The 5652-nt window shown below is 69.2% G+C and carries 5 protein-coding genes; all 5 read right to left on the minus strand.

What is annotated here, in order from left to right:
* On the minus strand, positions 1-321 hold a 321-nt coding region (locus tag AOK11_RS36110), incomplete at its 3' end, for a GTP-binding protein (RefSeq protein WP_206188994.1).
* Complete coding sequence (locus AOK11_RS38720) at positions 302-874, minus strand: DUF742 domain-containing protein (protein WP_063793572.1); 573 nt, start codon at positions 872-874, stop codon at positions 302-304. The genes AOK11_RS36110 and AOK11_RS38720, both read right to left, overlap by 20 nt.
* 94 nt (positions 875-968) lie before the next feature.
* Positions 969-1382: a roadblock/LC7 domain-containing protein gene (locus AOK11_RS36120; RefSeq protein WP_042168317.1), complete on the minus strand. Its 414-nt coding sequence runs from the start codon at positions 1380-1382 to the stop codon at positions 969-971.
* A 10-nt stretch (positions 1383-1392) separates the two neighbouring features.
* On the minus strand, positions 1393-4731 hold the full coding sequence (locus AOK11_RS36125; protein WP_055597863.1) for a sensor histidine kinase: 3339 nt from the start codon (positions 4729-4731) through the stop codon (positions 1393-1395).
* 375 nt (positions 4732-5106) lie between these two features.
* Positions 5107-5652 (minus strand): GTP-binding protein (locus AOK11_RS36130; RefSeq protein WP_055597864.1); only part of this gene is annotated, 546 nt, incomplete at its 5' end.

Consider the following 5652-nt stretch of genomic DNA (forward strand, 5'->3'; position numbering starts at 1 on the left):
GATGGCGCCGCGTACCAGGTCGTCCCACATGAACCAGAAGCGGTCCTGGCCGGGTGTACCGAAGAGGTACAGGATCAGGTCCTGGTCCAGGGTGATACGGCCGAAGTCCATGGCCACCGTGGTGGTGGTCTTGTCCCCGGTGTGGGTGAGGTCGTCGATGCCCGCTGAAGCGGACGTCATGACGGCCTCGGTACGCAGCGGGTTGATCTCCGAGACAGCACCGACGAACGTGGTCTTGCCCACGCCGAAGCCGCCCGCCACCACGATCTTCGCGGAGGTGGTGGAGCGGGAAGGACCGCCGCTAGAGCTTGCGAAGTCCACTGAGCACCCTTTCGAGCAGTGTCACGTCTGGCTGGCCGCCGGCGCTCTCGTCGCCGCCGGGCTGATGGATGGCGACCAGTCCTGCCTCCGCCAAGTCGGCGACGAGAATCCTGGCCACGCCGAGAGGGATGGTCAGCAGGGCCGAGATCTCGGCCACCGACTTGATCTCCCGGCAGAGATGGCAGATCCGCTGATGCTCGGGCAACTGGCCCTGCATCTGGTGCGGCTGCGCGGTGGTGTGCACCAGTGCCTCGATGGCGAGCTGGTACCGCGGCCTGGTACGGCCGCCCGTCATCGCGTACGGGCGCACCAGGGGATTGTTCGACGCCCCGGCGGGCGACGGCTCCGGGGCGCGGCGCTGCGGCTGCACGGGCTGGATGTGCGGCGCATGCGGCTGCTCGTACGGCGAAGGGCCGGGGCCCTGTGGCGTGTACGGCCGGCCGTGGTTCGGCGGAGAGGGGTAGCCGTACCGGTTCTGGGAACCGTCGTTCTGACCCTGCGCAGGGTCGTACGACCAGTTGCCCGTAGACGATCCGCCTGGTGGTGTAGCCACTTTCTCCTCCTCCGACTGTGCCTGGCACCCATCACGTGGGAGCCGCGTCCCGAAACCTTACGGCCCCGGGACGCGAAACCGCACCGTCCGTTTGTCAGTTGAGCAGGCTCCCCTGGAGCTCCGCGCGAAGGTCCGGGGTCAGGACCGTACCGGCGCGGTCGACCAGGAGTGCCATTTCGTACCCGATGAGACCGATGTCCGCATCGGGGTGTGCGAGAACGGCGAGGGAGGAACCGTCGGAAATGGACATGAGGAACAGGAATCCCCGCTCCATCTCCACAACCGTCTGGTTCACGCTGCCGCCCTCGAAGATCCGGGAGGCGCCCGCGGTCAGCGACGTCAGCCCGGAGGCCACGGCCGCGAGCTGGTCCGCGCGGTCGCGGGGAAATCCTTCGGACATCGCCAGAAGGAGTCCGTCGGCGGAGACCACCACCGTGTGGGACACCCCCGGGGTGTTGTCCACGAAGTTGGTGATCAACCAGTTCAGGTTCTGTGCCGCCTGGCTCATCGGGCTCACACTAACGCTCCTGGTTGTAGGTGCTGTCAGGCCCACTGCGGTGATTCCCAGTGGCCTGGCCGTTCGTTTCACTGCCTGCGTTGCGGCCCTGTTGGACGCCGCGCCGCAGGTTGCTCAGCCTGCCTCGGATGTCCTCCGGGGCGCGGGAGACCTGGGGGCCTCCCTGAGGGGTGGTTTCGGCGGCGCCCTCGACCAGGTTGGCCTTGGGAACACGGCGCGGCAGCCCGGATGAGGTCACCCCGCCCGCCTTGGGCCTCCGCAACGAGGACGCCTGCTGCCAGCGCTCGTCGTTCGCCGAACGCCAGGAGTCGTCGCCGTCGCCCTGCCGGGCCGGAACCGAGGCGGCAGCGGGAGCCGGAGCCGTGGGCTCCTGGTTCGCGCGCCGCTTCTCACCGGCGCCGTCCGTGGAGGCTCCACGGCGCGGAAGCCCGGCATCGGTCAGCTCGTGGGAGGCGGAGTGGGCCGGACCCGGACGGTTGAAGCCTACGCTGTCCTGCGCCGTTGCGTCAGCGGCCGGTGCGGACTCCGCCTCCGGGGACGCCGCGGGGTACTGCGCCGGGTAACCGTTCTGGTAGCCGTCCTGCTGCGGCCAGTCGTCCTGCGGACGCTGCTCGCCGAAGGCCGGGAAGGCCCCGGAGCCGGCCGGGCCGCCCGTCGTCCGATCGTCCTGGGCCGGCTCCGTGTAGGAGCCGTCCGGGTAACCACCGTTCGACGAGAAGGAGTCGTTCTGCGGCAGCTGGGCGCCCGGCGCGTAGTACGAGTCGTCGTACGCCGATTGCTGCTGTCCTTCGTACTGCGGCTGCTGTCCGTTGCCGTACGCCTGCTGGTCGAAACCGGCGGGCTCCTGCTCCGGGTAACCGGCCGGTGCGCCCTCGAAGTTCCGGGTGTCACCGGCGCCCTGGCCGTCGCCGTAACCCTGCGGGGCGGCGGCGAACTCGTCGGGATAGGCGGCCTGCCCGGAGCCGTTGCGGTCACCGGACGCCTGCGGGTCGGGCAGCGCGGGCGGCCGGCCCTGCGGGTCCAGGGCCGCCCGTCGCTCCCCGCGCATCAGCGAACGGCCGACCGGGTCCAGGTCGCGGAGGTCGTCCGGGACCTCGTAGCGGCTGTCGTCGAAGCCGAGCTCCGCCGCCGTGCGCAGTTGCTGCTGCTGGCTGAAGTCCTCGCCCGGGTAGGTGTTCTGCTCCGGGATGATCTGGGAGACCGTGAACTCGTCGCGGTCGGGCTGCGTCTCGCCACCGCCACCATGGGTGATCGCGTCCGGCAGCATGACCAGCGAGGTCGTACCGGCCTGCTCGCCCGAGGGACGCAGCTGGACCCGGACGCCGTGCCGGTCGGACAGCCGGCCGACCACGAACAGGCCCATGCGCTGCGAGATCGCGACGTCCACGGTCGGCGGGTTGGCCAGCTTGTGGTTGATGTCCGCGAAGTCCTCGGCGGTCAGGCCGATGCCCTTGTCGTGGATCTCGATCATCACGCGGCCGTCGGGAAGACGGGTCGCGGTGACACGGACCTTGGTCTGCGGGGAGGAGAACGTGGTGGCGTTCTCCAGCAACTCGGCCAGCAGGTGCACGAGGTCGGTCACCGCGCGGCCGTGGATCTCGGCCTCGGGGACACCGGACAGCTCGATGCGCTCGTACTGCTCCACCTCGGAGGAGGCGGCGCGGATCACGTCGACCAGCGGGACCGGCTGGTCCCAGCGGCGGCCCGGCTCCTCGCCGGCGAGGACGAGGAGGTTCTCACCGTTACGGCGCATACGCGTGGCCAGGTGGTCCAGCTTGAAGAGGTGCTCCAGCTGGTCCGGGTCGGCCTCGTTGTTCTCCAGGCCGGTGAGCAGGGTCAGCTGGCCCTCGATCAGCGACTGGTTGCGGCGCGAGAGGTTGGTGAAGATCGCGTTGATGTTGCCCCGCAGCAGCGCCTGCTCGGAGGCGAGCCGTACGGCCTCGCGGTGGACCTGGTCGAAGGCGCGGGCGACTTCGCCGATCTCGTCCGTGGAGTTGATCGGGATCGGGGCGACCCGGGTGTCGACCCGGCCGGGGTCGGTACGGGAGAGCTGGTCGACCAGCATCGGCAGGCGCTGCTCGGCGATGCCGAAGGCGGCGTTGCGCAGCTGGCGCATGGAACGGCTCATCTGGCGGGCCACCATGCCGGCCAGGGCGAACGCGGCGAGCAGGGCGATCACGACGGCGCCACCGGTGATGAAGGCGTCGCGCTGAGCGTCACCGGCGATGGCGGACGCCTCGGCCACCGCGGCGTCGGCGAGGTCCGACTCGATCTCGCTGTAGCCGTCGTACTTGAGGGTGTTGACCGCCCAGTAGTTCTCGACGGTGATGCCGCGGCCGGCCATCTCGGTGCGGGCGGCCGGATCCGTGGTGCCGAGCCGCGCGACCTCCGAGATCAACGTGACCGGGTTCTCGGGCGGCGGCACGTAGTCCGGGTCCGAGGCGGCCTTCTCCTTGGCCAGGTCCGCGCCGTCGGCCTTGATCTCCTGCTCGAGCTGCTTCAGCTTGGCCGTGTCGGCCGCGGTGCCGCCGCCGAGGTACTCCTGGACGGCGATGTTCTCGAGGTAGGCGTAGGACGAGAGCGCGACCCGCTGGCTGGCGAGCTGGCTGTCGGTGGGGCCGGGCTTCACCAGCAGGTGCGTACCGATGGACCGCTGGAGCGACAGGGCCGCCTTGCTCAACGAGATCGCGTAGACCGTACGGCCGTAGCTGGTGACGTTGCCGGTGCCCAGGCCGAGTTCGTTGGCGAACTGCATCAGCGGGTTGGCTATCTGGACGTAGCCCTCTTCGGTCTCCACGCCCTTGAGCTTGGAGGTGTACGCGGCCTGGCGCAGCGGCGTGAGCTTTGGCTCCGCCTCGCGCAGCAGTTCCAGCCGGCGCTCCAGGCCTTCCTTGGCGGGCATGGACTGGGCCGCCACGTCGAATTCGTCGGCCGCCTTGTCCGTCGCGGCACGCGCCTTGACGACGGTCGGGTCGTCCTCGCCCTTGCCCTGCAGCAGCGGGGCCGCGGTGAGGTCCCGCTCGAGGTAGAGGGCGTCGGCGTAGCTGAGGGAGGCCCGCACCAGACGCGCGGTGTTCTCCGCGTCCTCGGCCTCCTGCCACGTGTCGATCGAGCCCTTCACCTGGAAGCCGCCCATGACCAGGCCGACCAGCACGGGTATGAGCAGGATCGCGTTCAGCCTGGTGGCCACCCGCCAGTTGCGGGGGGAGAAACGGCCGCCACTCGGGGCGGGCGCGGCCGTCGGTTCCGTGTCGTGCACGGGGGCGGGAGCCGCTGCGCGCGGCGGCGGGGTGAAGTTGCCCCGGGCCGACGGCTCGGGACTGTTCGTGCTTCGCCTCACTCGACCAACAACCTCTCAGCGGTCGGCACCAACGTTGTGCCGCAGTGTCTCAGAGCCCGGCGGGCCAATGACTGCTGAGTGCGTCTTTGACCAATGGGCAGTTCAGGCATTCCAGCATGCCCACCAGTCCTCTTCCAAACAGCGGAAGGGAAGGTTCCGGCGTGATGTAAACCGCAGATAAAACGGTCAAAAAGAATGAGCCCCGCCAAAAGACGGGGCGGTCGTGCGCACAGTGGCACCGCTCGAACGCATCGCGTGTCGACCCTGGCCGATTCCTCTGCCGAAACGTTATGAACACCGGGGCCGGTCGTGTCCAAGGACACAACCGGCCCCGGTTCGTCTACGACAACTGCTGTATGCCGTGGTTGCCTTCGGCTACCGGAGGCGTGCCATGAGGGCGTGCTCGACCAGAGTGATCAGCGCGCTCTTGGCGTCCGAGCGGTGCCGGGCGTCGGTGATGATGATCGGGGCGTCGGGCCCGATCTGCAGTGCCTCACGCACCTCTTCCGGCTGGTAGGGCTGCTGTCCGTCGAAGCCGTTGAGGGCGACGACGAACGGCAGTCCGCTGTTCTCGAAGTAGTCGACGGCCGGGAAGCAGTCCGCCAGCCGGCGGGTGTCCACCAGTACGACCGCACCGATGGCGCCGCGTACCAGGTCGTCCCACATGAACCAGAAGCGGTCCTGGCCGGGTGTACCGAAGAGGTACAGGATCAGGTCCTGGTCCAGGGTGATACGGCCGAAGTCCATGGCCACCGTGGTGGTGGTCTTGTCCCCGGTGTGGGTGAGGTCGTCGATGCCCGCTGAAGCGGACGTCATGACGGCCTCGGTACGCAGCGGGTTGATCTCCGAGACAGCACCGACGAACGTGGTCTTGCCCACGCCGAAGCCGCCCGCCACCACGATCTTCGCGGAGGTGGTGGA

Source organism: Streptomyces hirsutus (assembly GCF_001418415.1).
GTDB classification, from domain to species: domain Bacteria; phylum Actinomycetota; class Actinomycetes; order Streptomycetales; family Streptomycetaceae; genus Streptomyces; species Streptomyces hirsutus.